General features: G+C 63.5%; 19 protein-coding genes. 10 read left to right on the top strand and 9 right to left on the bottom strand.

From position 1 onward, the window contains the following. Window positions 1-3: 3 nt before the first annotated feature. From EJ073_RS25715 to EJ073_RS25705, 3 genes are all read right to left on the bottom strand, one after another. Window positions 4-405: a hypothetical protein gene (locus tag EJ073_RS25715; protein WP_245455364.1), complete on the bottom strand. Its 402-nt coding sequence runs from the start codon at window positions 403-405 to the stop codon at window positions 4-6. A 79-nt stretch (window positions 406-484) separates the two neighbouring features. After that, window positions 485-1471, bottom strand: a complete 987-nt coding sequence (cobS, locus tag EJ073_RS25710) for a cobaltochelatase subunit CobS (protein WP_126058059.1) — start codon at window positions 1469-1471, stop codon at window positions 485-487. 123 nt (window positions 1472-1594) lie between these two features. Continuing rightward, on the bottom strand, window positions 1595-2224 hold the full coding sequence (locus EJ073_RS25705; protein ID WP_126058058.1) for a J domain-containing protein: 630 nt from the start codon (window positions 2222-2224) through the stop codon (window positions 1595-1597). A 179-nt stretch (window positions 2225-2403) separates the two neighbouring features. Between EJ073_RS25705 and EJ073_RS25700 the strand changes: the two genes are divergently transcribed. After that, the gene (locus tag EJ073_RS25700; protein WP_126058057.1) at window positions 2404-2706 is read left to right on the top strand and encodes a BolA family protein; all 303 of its coding nucleotides are present in this window, start codon (window positions 2404-2406) and stop codon (window positions 2704-2706) included. A 23-nt stretch (window positions 2707-2729) separates the two neighbouring features. Here EJ073_RS25700 and EJ073_RS25695 read toward each other — a convergent pair whose 3' ends face one another. Together EJ073_RS25695 and EJ073_RS25690 are read right to left on the bottom strand one after the other, a co-directional pair. Continuing rightward, window positions 2730-4283, bottom strand: a complete 1554-nt coding sequence (locus EJ073_RS25695; protein WP_126058056.1) for an acetolactate synthase large subunit — start codon at window positions 4281-4283, stop codon at window positions 2730-2732. 156 nt (window positions 4284-4439) lie between these two features. Further along, window positions 4440-5252 (bottom strand): alpha/beta hydrolase, encoded by an 813-nt coding sequence (locus EJ073_RS25690; protein WP_126058055.1) that lies wholly within the window; start codon window positions 5250-5252, stop codon window positions 4440-4442. Window positions 5253-5615: 363 nt separating this feature from the next. Between EJ073_RS25690 and EJ073_RS25685 the strand changes: the two genes are divergently transcribed. From EJ073_RS25685 to EJ073_RS25675, 3 genes are read left to right on the top strand one after another with little or no spacing between them, the layout of a single operon-like run. After that, window positions 5616-7565 carry a PrkA family serine protein kinase gene (locus tag EJ073_RS25685; protein ID WP_126058054.1) on the top strand — a complete coding sequence of 650 codons (1950 nt, stop codon included), beginning with the start codon at window positions 5616-5618 and terminating at the stop codon, window positions 7563-7565. Between the two features lie 17 nt (window positions 7566-7582). Then, window positions 7583-8896 (top strand): YeaH/YhbH family protein, encoded by a 1314-nt coding sequence (locus EJ073_RS25680; protein ID WP_126058053.1) that lies wholly within the window; start codon window positions 7583-7585, stop codon window positions 8894-8896. 11 nt (window positions 8897-8907) lie between these two features. Then, window positions 8908-10458, top strand: coding sequence for a SpoVR family protein (locus EJ073_RS25675; protein WP_126058052.1), 1551 nt, complete (start codon window positions 8908-8910; stop codon window positions 10456-10458). A gap of 41 nt (window positions 10459-10499) precedes the next feature. Here EJ073_RS25675 and EJ073_RS25670 read toward each other — a convergent pair whose 3' ends face one another. From EJ073_RS25670 to EJ073_RS25660, 3 genes are read right to left on the bottom strand one after another with little or no spacing between them, the layout of a single operon-like run. Next, entirely contained in the window at window positions 10500-11393 is an 894-nt protein-coding gene (locus EJ073_RS25670) for a transporter associated domain-containing protein (protein ID WP_126058051.1), read from the bottom strand. Further along, window positions 11390-12511 carry a 3-dehydroquinate synthase gene (gene aroB / locus EJ073_RS25665; RefSeq protein WP_126058050.1) on the bottom strand — a complete coding sequence of 374 codons (1122 nt, stop codon included), beginning with the start codon at window positions 12509-12511 and terminating at the stop codon, window positions 11390-11392. The genes EJ073_RS25670 and aroB overlap by 4 nt, the downstream gene beginning before the upstream one ends. Beyond that, complete coding sequence (locus EJ073_RS25660; RefSeq protein ID WP_126058049.1) at window positions 12508-13119, bottom strand: shikimate kinase; 612 nt, start codon at window positions 13117-13119, stop codon at window positions 12508-12510. Before EJ073_RS25660 ends, aroB begins: the two co-directional genes overlap by 4 nt. A 252-nt stretch (window positions 13120-13371) precedes the next feature. On the opposite strand from EJ073_RS25660, the gene EJ073_RS25655 reads away from it, so the two are divergent. The 6 genes from EJ073_RS25655 to EJ073_RS25635 all read left to right on the top strand — a co-directional run bounded on the left by EJ073_RS25655 (window position 13372) and on the right by EJ073_RS25635 (window position 17706). Beyond that, on the top strand, window positions 13372-13524 hold the full coding sequence (locus EJ073_RS25655) for a histidine kinase (protein WP_126058048.1): 153 nt from the start codon (window positions 13372-13374) through the stop codon (window positions 13522-13524). Window positions 13525-13534: 10 nt separating this feature from the next. After that, entirely contained in the window at window positions 13535-14446 is a 912-nt protein-coding gene (locus EJ073_RS25650; RefSeq protein WP_126058047.1) for a site-specific tyrosine recombinase XerD, read from the top strand. 100 nt (window positions 14447-14546) lie between these two features. Continuing rightward, the gene (locus EJ073_RS25645; protein WP_126058046.1) at window positions 14547-15497 is read left to right on the top strand and encodes an acetyl-CoA carboxylase carboxyltransferase subunit alpha; all 951 of its coding nucleotides are present in this window, start codon (window positions 14547-14549) and stop codon (window positions 15495-15497) included. 234 nt (window positions 15498-15731) lie between these two features. Continuing rightward, a complete protein-coding gene (locus tag EJ073_RS32830; RefSeq protein ID WP_281033022.1) occupies window positions 15732-15860 on the top strand; it encodes a hypothetical protein in 129 nt (42 codons plus the stop codon). A gap of 254 nt (window positions 15861-16114) precedes the next feature. Continuing rightward, window positions 16115-17404 carry a murein L,D-transpeptidase family protein gene (locus tag EJ073_RS25640; RefSeq protein WP_126058045.1) on the top strand — a complete coding sequence of 430 codons (1290 nt, stop codon included), beginning with the start codon at window positions 16115-16117 and terminating at the stop codon, window positions 17402-17404. Window positions 17405-17457: 53 nt separating this feature from the next. Beyond that, window positions 17458-17706 (top strand): sulfurtransferase TusA family protein, encoded by a 249-nt coding sequence (locus EJ073_RS25635; protein ID WP_126058044.1) that lies wholly within the window; start codon window positions 17458-17460, stop codon window positions 17704-17706. Between the two features lie 17 nt (window positions 17707-17723). Here EJ073_RS25635 and EJ073_RS25630 read toward each other — a convergent pair whose 3' ends face one another. After that, window positions 17724-18848: a GTP-binding protein gene (locus EJ073_RS25630; protein ID WP_126058043.1), complete on the bottom strand. Its 1125-nt coding sequence runs from the start codon at window positions 18846-18848 to the stop codon at window positions 17724-17726. Between the last annotated feature and the right edge of the window lie 3 nt (window positions 18849-18851).

Below are 18851 nucleotides of genomic sequence, written 5' to 3'. Positions count from 1 at the left end.
TCTCTATTTCATTTCCGGCTGCTGGCCTGTTGTCCGTTGGTCAAATTGAGTGCGGAGTATCCGGACAATTCCCTCAACCGAAATTGTGAAATAGCCTGCTTTTCCGGAGTCATAAGTCTGTCGCCACTGACGGTATCCACTCTCAAAACCATCTGGAACAGACCCCGTGCCCTCAAGCTCAACGACACTCGCCCGCAGCGCATCGGCAGCAACGGGCAAATGAGCCACAGTCTGCATCTCCTTTTCATTGGTCGGTATCGGCACGTCGGTGACGGAGATCGAAACGATCGGCTGGCCTTTTCCCGCAAAAGTGTCAGCCGCACCTACAATTACTCGCGAGGAAGCGGGCGCTGCTCCGTGATAAGTCCAAATCTGGCCCGGTGTAAATGGTGCGGTCTGAGCCATGGCTGCCTGACAGATCGACAAACAGAGTACCGGGATGCTCCACAGAAATGTCCGGCACGCCGCTTCCATGAGGTCAGCGCTACCCCAGCACCACGTTGGCGGCGGATTCGGGCAAATCTTCGCCGAAGGCGCGCTGGTAGAATTCGGCGACCACCGATCGCTCCAGCTCGTCGCACTTGTTGAGAAAGGTGAGCCGGAACGCCATGCCGATATCGCCGAAGATCTCGGCGTTTTCTGCCCAGGTGATGACGGTACGCGGGCTCATCACGGTCGAAAGGTCGCCGTTGATGAAGGCCGAGCGCGTCATGTCGGCGACCCGCACCATCTTGTTGACGATATCCTTGCCCTTGCTGTCGCGATAGTGCTTGGCCTTGGCCAGCACGATGTTCACCTCATTGTCGTGCGGCAAATAGTTCAGCGTGGTGACGATCGACCAGCGGTCCATCTGCGCCTGGTTGATCTGCTGCGTGCCGTGATAGAGGCCGGTGGTGTCGCCCAGGCCGACCGTGTTGGCGGTGGCGAACAGCCGGAAGGCCGGATGCGGGCGGATGACCCGGCTCTGGTCGAGCAGCGTCAGGCGGCCCGAAGATTCCAGCACGCGCTGGATGACGAACATCACGTCCGGACGGCCGGCGTCGTACTCGTCGAAGCAGAGCGCGACATTGTGCTGATAGGCCCAGGGCAGGATGCCGTCGCGGAATTCGGTGACCTGCAGCCCGTCCTTGACGACGATGGCGTCCTTGCCGACGAGGTCGATACGGCTGACATGACTGTCGAGGTTGACGCGCACGCAGGGCCAGTTGAGGCGCGCGGCGACCTGCTCGATATGGGTCGACTTGCCGGTGCCGTGATAGCCAGACACCATGACCCGGCGGTTGTAGGCAAATCCGGCGAGGATCGCCATCGTCGTGTTCTTGTCGAACAAATAGTCGGGATCGACGTCCGGAACGTGCTCCGAAGAAACCGAATAGGCCGGCACCACCATCTTGGAATCGAAGCCGAATTTGTCCTTCACCGACACTGTCGTGTCGGGCAGGTTGGCGATGTCGCGGTCGACCTTGTTCATCTCTATCCACGTCTCCACGGGCGAAATGGCTGATTTCGCCGGCAATCGATTTTGTCCGGGGGCGGTCTTAGAGCCTTTTCCAACCTTGTGAAAGTTGGAAAACGACACGAACCGTAGGGCCGCTCAGCACAATCCTGCCTGCTTGAGCACGCGATAGGCCTGGAGCACATCGCGGAACCGGTCTTCCGAACCCCTGTCGCCGCCATTCGCATCCGGATGGTGACGCTTAACCAGTTCCTTATAGCGCGCCTTGATATCCTTGCCAGTCGCCTTTGTATCAAGGCCAAGAGTTTCCAGTGCCTTGGCCTCAAGGGGCTTGGCCTTGCGCTCGCGCGCCTCGCGCGGATCCTTGGGCCCGTTGAATAGGTTGAAGGGGTCGCGCATGCGGTTGTAGTAGCCGGCGCGGCCGGAGCGCTGCTGGGCGAAATCGGGCGCCGAGCGCATCCCGCCGCCATTGGCTCCCATGCGCCAGGTCGGCCGGTGTCCGGTCAGTGCCTCTTTCTGGAAGCGGGCGACCTCGGTGTCCGGCACGCCCGAGAAGTAGTTGAAGCCCTTGTTGTACTCGCGCACATGCTCGAAGCAGAAGCGGAAATACTCGCCCTCCTTCAGCCGCCCGACCGGCGCGCGATGGGTGCCGGCCTCCTTGCAGCCGTCCCACTGGCAGATCGGTGCGCGCGACTTCAGCTCCGCGTCCTTTTCCGGCCGGATGCGGATTTTCTCGAAATATTTGGGATACGGCTTCATCTCACCCATTTATGGGCTGTTCGCACGTGCGAAACAAGAATTGACATTTCCGCGATGATCGCCCTAACCGCTGAATCGCGGCTTAAAAGCGGTCTGAAATTGAGATTTTGCAGCTGTGCCGTAGATAGGTTGCGGCTATGCCGTCAACAATTTGCGGCTATGCCGTCATGTGGTGAAGGGAAGCTCCAATGTCCATACAGTCGACGATGGAAGACAAGCTGAAGGCGGCATTCTCGCCGGAGCGGCTGGTCATCATCAACGAGAGCCACCTTCACGCGGGCCATCATCATTCCGGCTCCGACCATCACGGCGCCTTCGACGGCACCGGCGAGACGCATTTCCGCGTTCGCATCGTCTCGCCTTCCTTTGCCGGCATGAGCCGCATCGAGCGCCACCGCGCCGTCAACGAATTGCTGGCCGACGAACTGAAGGCCGGTGTGCATGCGCTGGCGATCGAACCCGCCGCGCCGGGCGAGCAGACCCGCTGGTAAGGCTTGGCGGGTTACCGAGCTGCTCAGATCAGCGCTTCGATGAGGAACGGCCCCGTGCGAGAAAGAGCGCTGTCCAGCAAGGCATCGAACCGCTCGCATGTGTCGGCGCGCGCCGCTTCCACGCCCATGCCATTCGCCAGCGAAACCCAATCCAGCGCCGGCTGGTCGAGATCGAGCATCCGCCTTGCGTTCTCGCCGATGGCATTGACCCCTACATTGCGCATCTCGCCATGCAGGATCGCATAGGTCCGGTTGGAAAAGATGATGGTGACGACATCGAGCCTTTCCCGGGCCTGGGTCCACAACCCCTGCACCGTGTACATGCCGCTGCCATCCGCTTCCAGATTGATGACCTTGCGGCCGGGACAGGCGATCGCCGCTCCGGTCGCCATCGGAATACCCCCGCCGATCGATCCGCCTGCGCCCATCATGTAGTCGTGCGGCGCGGCAAAGGCCGACAGGGCGAAATAGCGCCGTGCCGAGGTGACAGCCTCGTCGCAGACGATGGCATTCTCGGGCAGTTTCCGCGCCACGGAAAGCGCGATCGCATCGTCGGTCAGCCTGCCGCGTGGTGTCGGCTCATCGGGAAAGGCCGTCGCGACCGCGAGCGGCTGCGGCGATTTGATGCCGAGTTCGTCGCGAAGCGCCGCCAGCACCGCCTTCAGGTCCTCGCCATGCGCTGCGAGTGTCAGCACCTCACAGCCATCTCGCACCAGCCGTCCCGGCTTGCCGGGATAGGCGAAGAAGGCCACCGGCTCCTTCGCCCCGACAAGGATCAAGACATCGATGTCCGCCAGTAGCGTTCGCGCGGCGTCGATCGGATAGGGAATGCGGCTCGGCGCCACGCGACCACGGCCGCGCTGCATCCGGGCGACCAGGACCTCGCTGAACAGGCGAACCTCCATGGCCGCGGCGATCTGGCCGGCGATTTCGAGCGCCTCCTCGCGGGCCGCCAGCCCGCGTACGATCATGCCGACCCGTCCTGGCGCACCGCCAATGGCCTCGGCAATTTTGCGCACGGTACCCATGTCGACCGCAGGTGCCGGTGCCAGTTCGACTTTGGCCGACACCACTGGGCCGGCGCCGCCCCACGCGGCGTCGGCCGGCAGGATCAGGGTCGTGATATCGGGCGGCGTCAGCGAGGCGCGCAACGCCGCCTGCGCCGCGGGTTCGACATCGTCCGGACCGTCGATGCGGCGAACCCAGCGCGACATCGGCGCCGCCAGGCTCTCGATGTCGCTGGTGAGCGGCGCGTCGAGCGCCAGATGATAGGAGGCATGGTCACCGACGATGTTGATCATCGGAACGCGGGCGCGCCGGGCATTGTGAATGTTGGCCAATCCATTCGCCAGCCCGGGACCGGTGTGCAGGAGCGTCGCGGCCGGCCGGTCGGTCATCCTGGCGTAACCGTCGGCTGCCCCGGTCACCACGCCTTCGAACAAGCCGAGCACGCAACGCATCTCCGGCTTGCGGTCGAGCGCCGCGACGAAGTGCATTTCGGACGTGCCGGGATTGGCGAAGCAGACGTTGACGCCGTTCGCCAGCAGCACGTCACAAAGAACGTCGGCCCCATTCATCGCGTTCCCTCCGCCGTGGCGATCCTCCGCATCTGAAACCACTAGCGCTCAAGCTGCAATGTCCTGCCGCGGACTTTGACGTGATCCAGTTTGGCTAGGGAGCGCGGCCCTGCCTGCGAACGCAGCCGCATAGGTGAGGCGGGCGAGCCGGTGAAGTCAGGCGACCGCCGCCTTCAGGAACGCCATCGCCGCGCCGGTCAACGCATCGCCCTCCTCGCCGAAGCGGCGGTTGATCGCCATGTGCGTATAGGCGCTGCCGTCGAACAGCGTGACCTTTGTGCCGGCCACCCGCAGCCGATCGGTGAAGGCGCGGGCGGCGACCGCGCGGATCGGCGCTTTCGAATAGGCGACGAAGACAGGCGGATGCTTGCCGCTCCCGATATAGGTCGCTGGCGACAGCGCGCGCCATCGGGCCGGGTCGGGGAAGGCCTGCGCGTAGATCGGCCGCAGCCTGCCGCCCTGCGCCTTGGCCAGTGCCTCGATGTCGTAGGCTTTGGTATCATCGAGCACCAGCGCGGCGACGCCGGGCAATCCGCCGCGCAGGCCGGTCAGTGCCGCCAGATGGCAGCCGGCCGAATGGCCCATCACCGCGATGCGGTCGGGGTCGCCACCATATTTGGCGATGTTGGCCCGCACATAGGCATAGGCCTTCTCGACATCGCCGGCCTGGATGGCCACGTTGGCCTCGGGCAGCATGCGATAGTCGATCGAGACGAACAGGAAGCCGTTGTCGAGCAGGAAGCCGGGCTTGGCGTCGACGTTGTTGCGGTTGCCGATCCGCCACGCACCGCCGTGGATGAAGAAGACGACAGGCCGGCCCCTGAAGCCGTCGCGCGTGTAGATATCGAGCCTGGCCGGGCCGTAGTCGAAGCTCTGCCGCGTGGGCTGGCTGAGATGCTGCGCGGCGAATGCCCCAGCGGGCATCAGTGCCGCCATCGATGCCATGATGAGACTGCGCCGATCGATCATCACCACCTCCGGCCGTTTTCATTGGCAGAGTGCACATGCGCGCCACAGGCGTCCAGTTAAGGATTGGTAATGACCTGAGCTTGAAAGTCCGGCGGCGAGGCGACGTCCGGGCATTCGTGCTTGCCCCTGAATCCCGGCTGCGAGATGCGAATGCGAAAACCAATCGAAATACCCTTGAAGGTAGACTGGCAATCACCACGTTATTCTACAGGCAGGCATTTCGGCCACATCGGGTGCCTTGCCGGAGGTCAACGCCAGATTGCACGTGTTCTTCTTCAATTGGAGGGAACCAACAACGCTTTCCGGCAGTTGAATATGTGATGAGCCGACTGGCAGCCAGAGCGGCTCCGAGGGCACATAATCATGCGCGAGAACCAATCCGACGTCTTCGACCTGTTCTCGGAGATCTATACCAATGCCGCACAGGAAGAGATCAGCCTCCAGCAATTCCTCCTTGCCTGCCGCGAAGACAAATCGATGTATGCCTCGGCGCCCGAAAGGATGGTCGCGGCGATTGGCCAGCCAAACCTGATCGACACCAGCAAGGACGAGCGGCTCGGCCGCATTTTCTCCAACCGGACCGTCAAGGTTTATCCGTCCTTCGCCGATTTCTATGGCATGGAGGATACGATCGAGCGTATCGCCGGCTATTTCCGCTATGCCTCCCAGGGGCTCGAGGAGCGCAAGCAGATTCTCTATCTGCTCGGTCCTGTCGGCGGCGGCAAGTCATCACTCGCCGAGCGATTGAAGAAGCTCATGGAGCAGCGGCCGATCTACACGCTGAAGGCCGGCAACCAGATCAGCCCCGTTTTCGAATCGCCGCTCGGCCTTTTCAACCCCGACCACATGGGCGACCTGCTGGAGGACAAATACGGGATAGCCCGCCGCCGGCTGAACGGGCTGATTTCGCCATGGGCGGCCAAGCGCCTCGACGAATTGTCCGGAGACATCTCCAAATTCAGCGTCGTCAAGCTGATGCCGTCGCGGCTGCGCCAGATCTGCATTGCCAAGACCGAGCCGGGAGACGAGAACAACCAGGATGTTTCGGCTCTGGTCGGCAAGGTCGACATCCGGCAGTTGGAGAATTTCAGCCAGTCCGACCCGGACGCCTATTCCTACAGCGGCGGGCTCAATCGCACGACGCAGGGCCTGCTCGAATTCGTCGAGATGTTCAAGGCGCCGATCAAGGTCCTGCATCCGCTGCTGACCGCCACGCAGGAGGGTAGCTACAACGGCACCGAGAATTTCGGCGCCTTCCCCTACCAGGGCATCGTCGTGGCGCATTCCAACGAATCAGAATGGCAGCAGTTCAAGAACAACAAGAACAACGAGGCGTTTCTCGATCGCATCCTTGTGGTCAAGGTTCCCTATTGCCTGCGGGTTACCGAAGAGAGGCAGATCTACGAGAAGCTGCTGCGCGAAAGCGAATTGGCGGCCAGCCCCTGCGCTCCGGAAGTTCTCGATATTCTGAGCCGCTTCACCGTCTCGACGCGCCTGGCCGAGCACGATAATTCACCGCGCTACACCAAGATGCGCGCCTATGACGGCGAGAGCCTGAAGGAGATCGACCCGAAGGCGAAGTCGGTGCAGGAATACCGCGACGCCGCCGGCGTCGACGAGGGCATGACCGGCGTCAGCACGCGCTTTGCCTTCAAGATCCTGTCGCAGACCTTCAACTACGACACCAAGGAAGTGGCCGCCGATCCTGTTCACCTGATGTACATCCTGGAGGAGGCGATCAAGCGGGAGCAATTTCCGAAGCAGACGGAAGCCGCCTATCTCGAGTTCACCAAGTCTGAACTCGCCACGCGCTATGCCGAATTCATCGGCCACGAGATCCAGAAGGCCTATCTGGAGTCCTACAGCGAATACGGCCAGAACCTGTTCGACCGCTACATCGCCTATGCCGATGCCTGGATCGAGGACCAGGACTACAAGGATCCCGACACCGGCCAGATCCTAAACCGCGAGGTGCTGGACAACGAATTGTCACAGATCGAAAAGCCGGCCGGCATCGCCAATCCCAAGGACTTCCGCAACGAAGTGGTGAAATTCACCTTGCGAGCCCGGGCGCGCAATCACGGTCGCAACCCGTCGTGGACAAGCTATGAAAAGCTGCGCGAGGTCATCGAAAAGCGCATGTTCGGCCAGGTCGAAGACCTTCTGCCGGTGATCAGCTTCGGCTCCAAGCAGGACAGCGTCACCGAGAAGCGGCACAATGAATTCGTGCAGCGCATGGTCGAGCGTGGCTACACCCAGCGTCAGGTGCGTCGGCTGGTGGACTGGTACATGCGGGTGAACAAGGCGGGTTGAGAACGCCCGGGGGTTCCATGCCGATCTTCATCGACCGCCGCCTGAATCCCAAGGACAAGAGCTTGGGCAATCGCCAGCGCTTCCTCCGGCGCGCGCGGGAAGAACTGAAGCGCAGCATACGCGACCGCATACGCACCGGCCGGATCGCCGAGGCGGACAGGGAATACGCCGTGCCGATGCCGGAAAAAGGTACCGGTGAGCCGAGCTTCAACGATGCCAGGAACAGCGGGCGGCGCCAGCACATCCTGCCCGGCAACAAGAGTTTCTCTCCGGGAGACCTGATCCCCAAACCCGGCCAGGGCGGCGGCGCCGGGTCGTCGTCTCCGGGCGACACAGTCTCGGAAGACGATTTCCGTTTCGTGCTGTCGCGTGAGGAGGTTCTCGATCTGTTTTTCGAGGATCTCGAACTGCCCGACATGGTCAAGCTCAACCTCAAGGAAATCCTCGCCTTCAAGTCGCAGCGCGCCGGCTTCGCGACAACCGGTTCGCCGACCAACATCAACGTCGCGCGTACGATGCGCAACAGTCATGGCCGCCGCATAGCGTTGAGGCGGCCGAAGCAGGCGGACGTGGATGCCATCGCCGGGCAGATCGCCGCGCTGGACTCTCAGCCGGCCAGCGCAGCGACGCGTCTGCGTGTCGCGGATTTGCGCAAGGAGTTCGAACGGCTGGAGCGCCGCCGCAAACGCATCGCCTATGTCGATCCGATCGACATCCGCTTCAATCGCTTCGATCCCCGGCCGCTGCCGAATGCCAGTGCCGTGATGTTCTGCCTGATGGATGTGTCCGGATCGATGGGTGAGCGCGAGAAGGATCTGGCCAAACGCTTCTTCGTGCTTCTGCATCTGTTCTTGAAACGGCGCTACGAGCGCACCGAGGTGGTCTTCATCCGCCACACCCACGAGGCCCAGGAGGTGGACGAGGAAACCTTCTTCCATTGCACGCAAAGCGGCGGCACAGTCGTTTCCACGGCGCTCGACGAAATGCGCCGCGTCATCGAAGAACGCTACCCGGCCAACGAGTGGAACATCTACGCCGCCCAGGCTTCGGACGGTGACAATTTCGCCACCGATTCGGAACGCTGCATAGCTTTGCTCGACGGCGCGCTCATGCGTCTTTGCCAATATTTCGCCTATGTCGAGATCATCGACGAACGCGAGAGCCATATTTTCGGAGCCACCGAAAACGGGACGTCGCTGTGGCGCGCCTACAGCGTCGTCGCGCAGAAATGGCCGAACTTCCAGATGACCCGCATCGCCACTCCGGCCGACATCTACCCGGTCTTCCGCCAGCTCTTCGCAAGGCAGCCAGCTGCCCGCAAGAGCGCTTGAGAGGGGTGCAAATGGCCAGGCAGGCAGGCAAACCAGCTTTGCTGTTTTCCGGATCCGATTGGGACTTCAAGACGCTGTCGCGGGCCTATGACGCGATCGAGGCGATCGCCCTGGAAGAACTCCACCTCGATATCTATCCGGTTCAGATGGAGATCATCTCGTCCCAGCAGATGCTCGACGCCTATTCATCGATAGGCATGCCACTGATGTATCGCCATTGGTCGTTCGGCAAGCACTTCCTTCATCACGACCTTCTCTACCGCAAGGGCGGTCGTGGTCTGGCCTATGAACTGGTCATCAACTCCAATCCCTGCATCGTCTACCTGATGGAGGAGAACACCATGGCGTTGCAGGCCCTGGTTACGGCGCACGCGGCGCTTGGACACAATCATTTTTTCAAGAACAATCACCTGTTCCGGCAGTGGACCGACGCCGGGGCGATCCTGAGCTATCTCGACTTCGCCAAGGGCTATATCGCCCGCTGCGAGGAGCGGCACGGCCTCGCGGCGGTCGAGGCGGTCCTCGATTCGGCGCATGCGTTGATGGAACAGGGCGTGTTCCGCTACCGCCGGCCGCCCAAGCTGTCGTCGGAGCGGCAGCGCGAAGGCCTGCGCGAGCGCCTCGAATATGAGGAGCGCTCCTACAACGATCTGTGGCGCACGCTGCCGGCCTCGCAGGAGACCGGCAAGACCGGCGAGAAGGACGAAAGCCTGGCCGAACGGAAGAAGTCGCTCAATCTGCCCGAGGAGAACCTGCTCTATTTCCTCGAGAAGAACAGCCTTGTGCTGGAACCGTGGCAGCGCGAAATCGTCCGCATCGTCCGCATCATCGCGCAATATTTCTACCCGCAGCGGCAAACCCAGGTGATGAACGAGGGTTGCGCCACTTTCGTGCACCACACGCTGATGAACCTGTTGTTCGATCGCGGGCTGATCGGCGAGGGCGCCATGCTCGAAATCCTGCGCAACCATGCCAATGTGGTCTTCCAGCCTGGTTTCGACGATCCCCGCTTTTCCGGCATCAATCCCTACGCGCTCGGTCTCGACATGATGCAGGACATACGGCGCATCTCTACCGAGCCGACGGCGGAGGACCGCGACTGGTTTCCCGACATTGCGGGCCGCGGCGACTGGCGCGAGACGCTGCTCGAGGCATGGGCCGACCATCGCGATGAATCCTTCATCCGCCAGTACCTCAGCCCAACCCTGATCCGGAAATGGCGGCTCTTCGTGCTTGCCGATCGAGCCGACGAACCGCATCTGGAGGTCGCATCGATCCACAACGAGCGCGGCTATGAGAAGATACGCAGCGGCCTGGCCCACAGCTACGACGTGGGGGCGAACAGGCCCGACATCCAGATTGTCGATGTCGACCTGCGCGGCGACAGGCAACTGCGGCTGCAGCACAAGGTGAAGGCCGGTATCCTCCTGGACGAAGGCAGCCGCGACGCGACCTTGCGCCATATCCGCAGCCTCTGGGGCTACGAGGTCAGTCTTGCGGCGGTCGACGCCGAAACAGGCGCGACGCTGCACGAGCGCTCGACCAGGGAGATCGTGGAATAGCGCCGGAGGCAGACGCCGCGCCGCGCCGACCTACCTGATTTTCAGGCGTCGCCGGCCGGCTTTATCCGCAGCCTGGCGATGCGGTTCTTGTCGCGCTTCATGACTACGAAGCGCTTGCCGTGGAAGGTAAAGGCCTGTTTTTCATCGGGGATCGACTGGGTCTCGTGGATGACGAGGCCGGCAATCGTGGTGGCCTCCTCGTCCGGCAGGTTCCAGTCGAGCGCCCGGTTGAGATCGCGGATCGGCACCGTGCCGTCGACGACGACCGAGCCGTCGGCCTCCTGCTTAACGCCCTGGATGTCGACGTCGTGCTCGTCGGCGATCTCGCCGACAATCTCCTCGATGATATCCTCCAGCGTCACCAGCCCTTCCACTTCGCCATATTCGTCGACGACGATGGCGAAATGCGCCTTGCGGCGCAGGAAGGCGTTGAGCTGGTCCTGCAAGGTGGTGGTGTCCGGCACGAACCAGGGCTTCGACGCGATCTTCATCACGTCGATCCTGGAAAAGTCGTTGCCGACCTCGTTCAGCGCCCTCAGCAGGTCCTTGGCGTGCAGCACGCCGACGATGTTGTCGAGCGAGCCCTTCCACAACGGCATGCGCGTATGCGGGCTGTTCAGGATCTCGCGCACCACCGCTTCCGATGCATTGTCGGCATTGACCGAGCGCATGTTGGTGCGGTGGACCATGACGTCGGACACTTCGAGTTCCTCGAGGTCGAACAGTCCCTCCAGACGATTGCGTTCCTCTCGTGGCGCCTGGCCGTCACGGCGGAAATCGTCGGCCGCCTCGCGCGGCTCGTCATGCGCCGGACGTTGCGGATCGACGCGCCGCAATTCGTGGCCGAAGGCAGCGAGCAGGCGGGCGCGAAAGAGCAAGGCCAGCAGCATGGAGCCGGCAAGGACGGCCGCGGCGATCCAGCCAGCCTCGTTCATCCCGGGTGGTTTTCAGCAAGGAAGCCAAGCACTTCCGACGCCGGCACGTCCCTGGCGATGAAGGCCTGGCCGACTCCGCGCGTCAGGATGAAGGTCAGCGCGCCGCGCGACACCTTCTTGTCCTGGGCGATGAAGCCAAGCAGCGCTTCGGCGTCGGGCAGTTCGCCGGGGATGTCGGCCATCCGCCACGGCAGGCCGACGGCGCGAAGATGCGCCTCGACGCGCGCCGCATCGTCCGGGCTCGCTAGGTTGAGCCGCGCCGAGAAGCGATGCGCCAGCGCCATGCCGATGGCGACTCCCTCGCCGTGGACGAGCCGGGCGCCGTCATAGTGCGTCGCGGCTTCCAGCGCGTGGCCGAACGTATGGCCGAGATTGAGCAGTGCGCGGTCGCCGGTCTCGAACTCGTCGCGGGCGACGACATCGGCCTTGGCGCGGCAGGCCTCGGCGATCGCTTGCGTGCGCGCCGGACCGCCGGCGAACACGTCCTGCCAGTTCGCCTCCAGCCAGGCGAAGAAGTCGGGGCGGTCGATCAGCCCGTATTTGGCGAGCTCGGCATAGCCGGCGCGGAATTCGCGGATCGGCAGCGTGTCGAGCACGCCGGTGTCGGCCAGCACCAGCCTCGGCTGATGGAAGACGCCGACGAGGTTCTTGCCGCGCGCGCTGTTGATGCCGGTCTTGCCGCCGACGGAGGAATCGACCTGCGCCAGCAGCGATGTCGGGATCTGCACGAATTTCATGCCGCGCCGCACGATGCCGGCGGCGAAACCGGCGAGGTCGCCGATGACGCCGCCCCCTAGCGCGATGACGACGTCGCCGCGTTCCAGTTTGGCGGCGAGCACCCCGTCGACCACCTCTTCGAGATGCGCAAAGCTCTTGGTCTTTTCGCCGGCCGGCAGCGTGATGACGGCCGCCTGGATGCCGCCCGTCCCGAGGCCGGCCTTCAGCGTTTCGAGATGCGCAGCGGCGACGTTCTCATCCGTGATCACGGCCGCGCGCCTGCCCGGCAAGCGGCGCGAAATCTCCAGGCCAGCGCCGGACAGCAGGCCGGGACCGATCATTATGTCGTAGGCACGATCGCCAAGGCCGACTTCGACGGTGACGGGTGCGACGTCGCTCATGGCCGGGCCTCGTCGCTGGCTTGTACAAGCGCAACGCCAAAATGGCCGCACAGCGCCGCGACCACTTCGAAGGCGATGACCTCCTTGCGGTCGTCGCGGGTCGGCACGGTGATGTCCGATGTGGCATATACGGGATACCGCTCGCCCATCAGCCGCTCGAGCACGGCGCGTGGATCAGGGCTTTTGAGCAATGGCCGGTTCTGCTTCTTGGATACGCGCTCCATCAACAAATCGAGCTCGGCCTTGAGCCACACCGAGACGCCATGCGTGGCGATCGCCTCGCGCGTCTGCGCGTTCATGAAGGCGCCGCCACCGGTCGACAGCACCTGCGGGCCGTTTTCCAGGAGGCGCAGGATGACGCGCTGCTCCAAGGCACGGAATTCGGTCTCGCCATAGCGCTCGAACAGCTCGGGCACGGTCATGCGCGACACGCTTTCGATCTCCTGGTCGCTGTCGATGAAGGGCAGCGAAAGCATCGCCGCCACCTTGCGGCCGATCGCCGTCTTGCCGGCGCCCATCAGGCCGACGAAGACGATGGAGCGGCTGCCCAGCCGCTCCAGCAGCTCGGCATGGCCCTCGCCGGGAGGATTTGCTTGTAGCGCGTTCATACGAGCCCTCTTTGTCGGCGTTATCGACATCAAAAGCCTGTTTGCGTCAAGCACGGCAAGCAGGTCCCGGAAAAGTGTCAGCGGTTTTCCGAACAGGACCTGCGCCAAAACAAGCAGGTCCCGGAAAGTGTTATACGGTTTGCCGGCAAGGACCTGCGTTAGGACAACAGGCTTCTACCTTGAATTGGCCGGATTGGCGTCCCATAAGGGCACAGGGTTTGGAAATGCAGAACAAGAGACGGGCGCATATTGATGCCGACACTGTTTCGCTTTGTCGTGACGCTGACGATTCTGGCCGGCATTGCCTATGGCACGATGTTCGCGCTGGCCATGTTCGTCGAACCGAAAAAGGCCGAAATGAGCGTGCGCATCCCGCCCGAAAAGCTGAACCCCAAGAAGAACTGACGCCAACGACATGAACAGCGCGGCGCGCATCGAGGCCTTCCTGGAGATGATGAGCGCCGAGCGGGGCGCGGCCGAAAACACGCTGTCCTCCTACCGCCGCGACCTGGAAGACGCTTCGATGGCAATCAGCGGCGGGCTCGCGGGCGCGGCCGCCGCCGACATCCGCGCCTATCTCGACGATATCGCCGCGCGCGGCTTCGCCGCCACCTCGCAGGCGCGCAAACTGTCGGCCATCCGCCAATTCTTCAAGTTCCTCTACGCCGAGGGCCTGCGTGGCGACGACCCGACCGGCACGCTGGACAGTCCGAGGAAGGGCCGTCCGCTGCCGAAGACGATGAGTGAGGCCGAGACCGGCCGGCTGATCGACCGCGCCGCTACCGAAGCGGGCGACGCCGACGGCGGCGACCGTCCGGCGCGGCTGCGCCTGCATGCACTGGTTGAGGTGCTCTACGCCACCGGCCTGCGCGTTTCCGAACTGGTCGGCCTGCCGGTGACGGTGGCGCTGCGCGATGACCGCTTCTTCATGGTGCGCGGCAAGGGCGACAAGGAGCGCATGGTGCCGCTCTCGGCCAAGGCGCGCGCCGCCATGCGGGCCTGGCTTGCCGCCAGGGCAGAGCGGCCGGCCCTCGCCGCCAGCCCCTTCCTGTTTCCGGCCGCCTCCGACACCGGCCACCTCTCCCGTCAGGTCTTCGCCCGCGACCTCAAAGGGCTTGCCGCAAGGGCCGGCATCGCCTCGGCCAAGATCTCGCCGCATGTGCTGCGCCACGCCTTCGCCAGCCACCTCCTGCAGAACGGCGCCGATCTCAGGGCCGTGCAGCAGCTGCTCGGCCACGCCGACATCTCCACCACCCAGATCTACACCCATGTGCTGGAAGAGCGGCTGGTGCGGCTGGTCAATGATCATCATCCGCTTGCCGACTAGGCCTCATGTCGCTATGTGAGGGCGACGTTCCATCGCCCGGGGCCCCTGTTTTCGAGGGTTTCGCCAGCCATTGCCTTCCGAACTGTCGGTCCGCTCAAGAATGTACAACTACCTCGATTTCGAAAAGCCGGTGCAGGATCTCGAAGGCAAGATCCTGGAACTGAAGAAGCTTGCCGAGAACGGCGAGGCCGTCGATGTCGGCGACGAGATCAGCCGGCTGGAGAAGCGCTCGCGCGATGCGCTGCGCGAGGCCTACAAGGCGCTGACGCCCTGGCAGAAGGTGCAGGTGGCGCGCCATCCCGACAGGCCGCATTGCGTCGACTACATCAAGGGCCTGCTCAGCGATTTCACGCCGCTCGCCGGCGACCGCAATTTCGGCGAGGATCAGGCGATCGTCGGCGGCTTCGCCCGCTTCCGAGGCGAGCCGGTGGCGGTGATCGGCCAGGAGAAGGGCTCGGACACGGCGAGCCGGCTGAAGCACAATTTCGGCTCGGTGCGGCCGGAAGGCTACCGCAAGGCGGTGCGGCTGATGGAGCTTGCCGACCGCTTTAAGATCCCGCTTCTGACGCTGGTCGACACCGCCGGCGCCTATCCCGGCGTCGGCGCCGAGGAACGCGGCCAGGCCGAGGCGATTGCCCGCTCGACCTCGGCCTGTCTGGCGCTCAAGGTACCGTCGATCTCGGTGGTGATCGGCGAAGGCGGTTCGGGCGGTGCCATCGCCATCGCCACCGCCAATCGGGTCTACATGCTGGAGCATGCCATCTATTCGGTGATCTCGCCGGAGGGCGCAGCCTCGATCCTGTGGCGCGACACCACCCGCTCCAGGGACGCGGCGACCAACATGAAGATCACCGCCCAGGATCTTTACGAAATGAAGATCATCGACGCCATCGTCCCCGAGCCGCTCGGCGGCGCCCATCGGGCGCCGGAGACGGTGATCGCCGCCACCGGCGACCTCATCGCCAAGACGATGAAGGATTTTGCCGGCGCCAACACCGATTTCCGTGAGCAGCGTCGCGAGAAATACCTGGCCATGGGACGCAGCCTCTAGTGCCCGGAAATGTGGGCGGTTCTGGGAGGGCTTAAGGCGCATCGCCTAACACCGTTTCAGCCCGACGCGCTTTATATCCGGGCAGTTCCATCAAACGTTTGGAACGGTTTTCCGTCCGGAAGGCGCCACCCACATCGGTGGTCCAGGCGGCGATCCGGTGGTTCGGAGCGGGGCCGCCATAGACACTTTGCTTTAACGGCTGCTAATTAAGCTTCTCGTTTCGGGGGATTTGAAATGAAGAAATACGAGAAACCCACGCTGATCAAAGCGGCCCGCCTGCAAGCACTGACGGCCCAACAAGCGACTTCCCAGCCGCCAGTGGAAAACGGCAACAGCAATGGCACTGGCACCGACGTCAACTAGTCCCCGTCAAATCCGTTTCTGTCAAAACGTCTGATCGCCCTGGAATAGCTTCGGCCGCTACGCGGCAAAGTGGTGTACGGGCACGATTCCGCCACAAAAATGCCGCCGCGTTCGGCTCAATGAAATTGCCGCGAGGGGTCGTTCGAGGCTTGCGGTAAGGATTTTTCAAGGTTAACGGGCTTACGGTCCGCTCATGTTCAGCGTGCGGGCCTGGCGGTTGAACCCGTGGCCCGAGGGAAAGACTAAGCCGTACCATGTTTGCCAAGCTTGCCCGTACCGGAGTCCTGATCGCCGCCATCGGCGTCGCCGGCTGCAACGATTCCTCGATGAAGGATTTCGCGCCGGAGGCCAACAAGCCGCTGCCGGACAAGATCCTGGCCGACATGAAGGCCAAGGGCATGGTCCGCACCTCGTCGGTGATGGCCCGTATCTTCAAGGAAGAGGGCAAGCTGGAGATCTGGAAGGCCAAGACCAATGGCCGCTACGAGATGGTGGCCAGCTACGACATCTGCAAATGGTCGGGCAAGCTCGGGCCGAAGTACACGGAAGGCGACCGCCAGGCGCCGGAAGGCTTCTATACGGTCCGGCCCTCGCAGATGAACCCGCGCTCGAACTACCATCTGTCCTTCAACATCGGCTATCCCAACGCCTATGACCGCGCCAATGGCCGCACCGGCTCCAACCTGATGGTGCATGGCGCCTGCTCGTCGTCGGGCTGCTATTCGATGACCGATGCCCAGATCGAGCAGATCTACGCCTTCGGCCGCGATGCCTTCCAGGGCGGGCAGACCGAGTTCCAGATCCAGGCCTTTCCGTTCCGCATGACCGCCGCCAACATGGCGCGCTACCGCAACGACCCGAACTACGATTTCTGGAAGATGCTGAAGGTCGGCTACGACAATTTCGAGATCACCAAGGTGCCGCCGAAGGTCGACGTCTGCGAAAAGCGCTACGTCTTCAATCAAGTGGCTCCCGAAGGCACGACCTTCGATCCCACCGGGCCCTGCCCCGCCACCACGCAGCCGGATTCGCTGAAGAGCGCCTATAGCGCCTATCAGAGCACCTATGACTCGGCCTTCAACGGCGCGGTCAAGTCCAGCGCGCCGGCGCCCAAGCCGACGATTGCCGGCATCAAGGAAGCCAGCATCGTTTCCGACTGGTCGAAGCGCCGCGCCCGCGGCGAGCGCGTGCCGATCGACCCGCCATCGATGAACGGCGACGGCTCGGTGACCGAGACCGCGCGCATGGGCCGTATCGATTCGCCGCTCGGCCGCAAGATGGCCGCGCTCGACGCCGAGAAGGAAGCCAAGCGCAAGGCCGAGGAACAGCGGCTCGCAGCCATACAGGCAGCCAAGGCCGCCAAGGAAGCTGCCAAGGCCCAGGCATTGGCCGAGGCGGAAGCCGCCAAGCAGGCTGCCCAGCAGCCGGTCACCACCGCGGGCGTCGAAGCGGCCGAACCGGCAGCCGAAACGCAGGCCGCGAGCGCCGACGACGGCACGGTGACGAAGCTGAAGAAGAAGCTGCTCGGCATGTTCGGCGGCTGAGGTTTTGGCTGATGCATGTCGCCCAAAGTGTAGGGCGGTTTTGGGACAACGACATGCTTGAAAAAAGAGAAAAGCGCCCCGCCGTCTACGATCTCAAGGGGCTGAACTGTCCCCTCCCCGTGCTAAAGGCGAAGAAGCGGCTGGCCGCGATGCGGCCAGGCAGCCTGATCTGGCTGGAAACCACCGATCCGCTTGCCGTCATCGACATTCCGGCCTTCTGCTCGGACGCAGGCCATCAGCTCGTCGAAACGGCGGCGGTGTCCGGCGGCCATCGCTTCCTGGTCGAGCGCGGCGCCGCCTGAGTTCGCGGTCCTGGCCCTTACCGTCGCCCGGCTATGGCCAGCGGATTGTCCTCCAGCGCCGCGCGGTCGGGCGTGTCGATCGACGGCCTGTTGGTGAGGGCGGCGAACAGCCGGCGCACATAGTCCTCCGGCATGTCGAGCGTGATCAGCACCAGCCTGGTGCCGCGATTGCCCTCCGGCCAGGCCGGCAGCCTTGCCGGCGGGTGCAGGATCTTCTGCACGCCATGGATGACCAGCGGCCGCGACGGATCCTCCAGCAATTCGATGACGCCCTTCATGCGCAGCAGCTTCTCGCCATACGTCGAGCGCAGCAGATCGAGGAACATCTCGATCGCCGAGAACGGCACCGGACCGTCATGGACCAGCGAATGCGAGCGCACACGCGAATCGTGGCGATGCTGGTGATCGTGATGATGATCGTCGCCATGATGGTGGTGGTGGCCATCATGATCATGGTGATGATGACCAGCCTCTTCGCCCAGCCAGCGCTGCACATCGGCCGATTTGGTTTCGGGGTTGTAGAGCCCGCAGTCGAACAGCGCCGCGGCGCCGGTTTCGCTGTCATCGGCATCGAGCAGAACGGCGCCGGGATTGAGCTGACGCAGGCGCGCTCGCAACGCCGCGACATCGCCGGCATCGGTGGCGAGGTCGGTCTTGGTGAGCACGATGCGGTCGGCGACCGCCACCTGCTTCACCGCCTCGACATGAGCGTCGAGGGTTGCATTGCCGTTGACCGCATCGACCAGAGTGATCACGCCGTCGAGCCGGAAAGCCTGCACCAGCGCCGGATGCGCCATGATCGACTGCAGCACCGGCGCCGGATCGGCAAGCCCGGTGGTTTCGACCACGACACGCGCCAGCCTGGCGATGCGGCCGGTCTGCAGCCGGTCGACGAGGTCGGCCAGCGTATCGACCAGTTCGCCGCGCACCGTGCAGCACAGGCAGCCGTCGGAAAGCTGGATGATGCCGTCTGAGGCCTGCTCGACCAGCAGATGGTCGATCGCCACCTCGCCGAACTCGTTGATGATGACCGCCGTGTCGGTAAGTTGCGGGTCCTTCAGCAGCCGGTTGAGCAGCGTCGTCTTGCCGGCGCCGAGGAAGCCGGTGAGCACCGAGACCGGGATGGGAAAGCTGCCGCCCATCGG

The sequence above is a fragment of the Mesorhizobium sp. M4B.F.Ca.ET.058.02.1.1 genome (genome assembly GCF_003952505.1).
GTDB lineage: Bacteria > Pseudomonadota > Alphaproteobacteria > Rhizobiales > Rhizobiaceae > Mesorhizobium.
The sequence above is the reverse complement of the archived record's forward strand: the minus strand, read 5'-3'. Positions and strand labels throughout refer to the sequence as shown.